Here is a 2,496-nt window from a genome sequence, read left to right as displayed (position 1 = left end):
CGACCCTCCAATCACGCGTGATGTCCCTCTGATCACGCGTGATGTCCCTTCCCGCACACCGGTTGCCCGGGCGGAAGGGGCTTCCTGCGTGATCGAGCGGCCATCACGCGTGATTGAAGGGGCATCACTCGTGATCAGGAGGTCGACACGGGGTCAAGGGAGGGTGGCGCGGAGGGCGAGGATCATTTCGAAGCGGTCGTCCGGGTTGCGGAGGCTGTTCGCGAAGAGGGTTTCCAGCTCCTGGGCGCGGGCGCGGACCGTCTGGGGGTGGATCGCGAGGCGGTCGGCGACCTCGCGGACGTTGCCGCACGTCTCCAGCCACGCGAGCAGCGTGTGGGCCAGGCGGTTGTACTGCTTCGGGGTCAACGCCGTCAGCGGGGCCAAGCGGCGGCGGGACACCTCCGTCACCAGGAACGGCTCCTTGCGCAGCCACAACGTCGCGAGGTGGTCCTCGCACCAGGTCAGCGGCTCGTCCGGGAGGACCTCCGCCGTCACCAGGCGCAACGCCTCCTGGGCCGTCGCCAGGGACCGGCCCGCCTGACGCGGCGGGACCGGCGGCCCGACCGCCGCCCGGTGGCCGGCCAGGGCCGCCGTCAGCGCGCGGCGGTCCGCCGGGGCCGGCAGCAGCAGCCGCGGGGTGCCGTCTTCGAGGTCCTCCAACGCGGCCAGCCCGGTGACCTCGGCGGGTCCGTCGAGCGCCACCGCGACGAGCCGGTGCGGCAACGGCCACTCCGCCGCCGTCGCGGCTTCCTGCACCGTCCGGGACGGCGACGGCGGGTCGGCCAGCAGCAGGTCCAGCAGCCGGCGCCGGCGCCGTTCCAGCGCGCCCGCCGCCCGTGCCTGGGCCGCCGCGTGCCCTTCGATCGACAGCGCGGAGAGCTCGTCGATGTAGGCGAAGATCGCCTCGGCCAGCAGGCACAGCGTCGCCGAGGGCACGCCGGCCCGTGTCCCCACCTCCGCCATCCGCCGCCACGTCACCCGCGCGCCGACCCGGTAGGCGGCCTGCAGGACGTCGAGGTTGCGGCCCTGCGCGAGCTCGTGCACGCCGAGCCCGACGAACACCTTGCGCCGCTCCTCCGGCACCGGCCCCGACGTCGCGATCCGGTCGATGAACTGCAGGATCGCCGCCTGGACGCCGGCGCGCAGCGCCTTGCCGAACGCCCCGTCGAGGGGCCGCGCGTAGTCCGGGATGGTCCGCTGGATCTCGCGCAGCACCTCGTCGGCGACGTCCAGCAGCCGCGGCCGGAACACCGCGGCCAGCTCGCGGGGGAGCATGGCCCACAGCTGTCCCGGCCGGCCGTCGCCGCCGAGCATCGGTCCGAAGTTCGTTTCGACGGGTGGTCCCGTCATCGCCCACCCCATTGTGGAAGAGGAGTCAGGAACCGAGGAGAGCCTCCGCGCGCAGCGCGATCTCCATGTCGAGCCGGTCGTCGGCGTTGTTGAGCCGGTCGCCGAACAGGTCGATGAGCTGGTGCATGCGGTACCGGACGGTCTGCGGGTGCACCTTCAGCCTCTTCGCGATTTCGGGGGCGCTGCCGCGGGACTGCAGCCAGATCAGCAGCGTCTCGCCGAGCCGCGCCCGCTGCTTCGGCGTGAGGTCCTCGAACGGCTGCAGGCTGCGCGCGCAGAGTTCGCGGACGAGGAATTCGTCGGCGAGCAGCCAGAGCGTGGACAGGTGGTCGGTGCAGCGCGTCACCGGCGCGTCCGGCAGCACGCCGCGCTGGAGGAGCTTCAGCGTGCGACGCGCCCAGAGCAGCGAGCGCGGCGCGTCGGTGAGCCGCACGGTCGGGCCGATCACCGCGCGCCAGCCCGGCAACCGCTCGGCGAGGTTCCTCAGGTGCTTCTCCGGGGCGCCGGTGACCAGGCACGGCTCGCTGCCCTCGAGGTCCACGAGGACGTCGGAATGCAGGTCCGGCGCGGCCAGGCTGTGCTGGTCGGCGCGGGGTTCGAGGGCGACGACGGTGACTTCGAGCGGCAGGGGCCACTGCGCCGTGGCGGCCTGCGCGGTGATGGCCTGCGGCGCGGACGGCGGGTCGGCGAGCAGCAGCTCCAGCAGCCGTCTCCGGCGGCGGGCGCGGGTGCCTGCCGCGCGCGTCTGCGCCGCCGTGTAGCCCTCGATCGAGAGGGCCGAGATCTCGTCGACGTAGGCGAAGANNGGCGGTCTGTAGGCAGTCGAGGCTGCGGCCCTCGTTGAACTCGATCTTGCCGAGGTTGCGGAAAACGGTCGTCCACGTTTCGAGCGGTACGGCACCGGGGGTGCCGACACTGTCGAGGCACTGGATGATCGACTGCCGGACACCCTGCGTGATGATGTGCCCGAACGCGCCCTCCAGCGGCTGGCGGTACTCGGGCACCGCCCGCTGCACCTCCTGGAGGATGGCGCGGGCGAGCGGGTCGACCCGCGGCTTGAAGCGGATCGCCAGCTCGCGGGGCAGGGACGCCCACAACCCGATCGCGCCGGAAGCGCGGCCGTGCCGGGGATCCACCGGGGTGCGC

1 protein-coding gene and 1 pseudogene are annotated in these 2,496 nt (G+C 73.2%); both read right to left on the bottom strand.

The window, feature by feature from the left end; translation table 11 throughout:
- Positions 1–153: 153 nt before the first annotated feature.
- A complete protein-coding gene (locus CCN39_RS47650; RefSeq protein ID WP_086853761.1) occupies positions 154–1,350 on the bottom strand; it encodes a PucR family transcriptional regulator in 1,197 nt (398 codons plus the stop codon).
- Positions 1,351–1,375: 25 nt separating this feature from the next.
- Positions 1,376–2,486, bottom strand: a pseudogene (locus tag CCN39_RS47645) (PucR-like N-terminal domain-containing protein).
- Positions 2,487–2,496: the final 10 nt, after the last annotated feature.

The sequence above is a fragment of the Amycolatopsis kentuckyensis genome (assembly GCF_002155975.1).
GTDB lineage: Bacteria > Actinomycetota > Actinomycetes > Mycobacteriales > Pseudonocardiaceae > Amycolatopsis > Amycolatopsis kentuckyensis.
The sequence above is the reverse complement of the archived record's forward strand: the minus strand, read 5'-3'. Positions and strand labels throughout refer to the sequence as shown.

Excerpts from the sequence above, each read along its gene's own strand:
- CCN39_RS47650 (WP_086853761.1), bottom strand. The coding sequence starts at position 1,350 with ATGACGGGACCACCCGTCGAAACGAACTTCGGACCGATGCTCGGCGGC.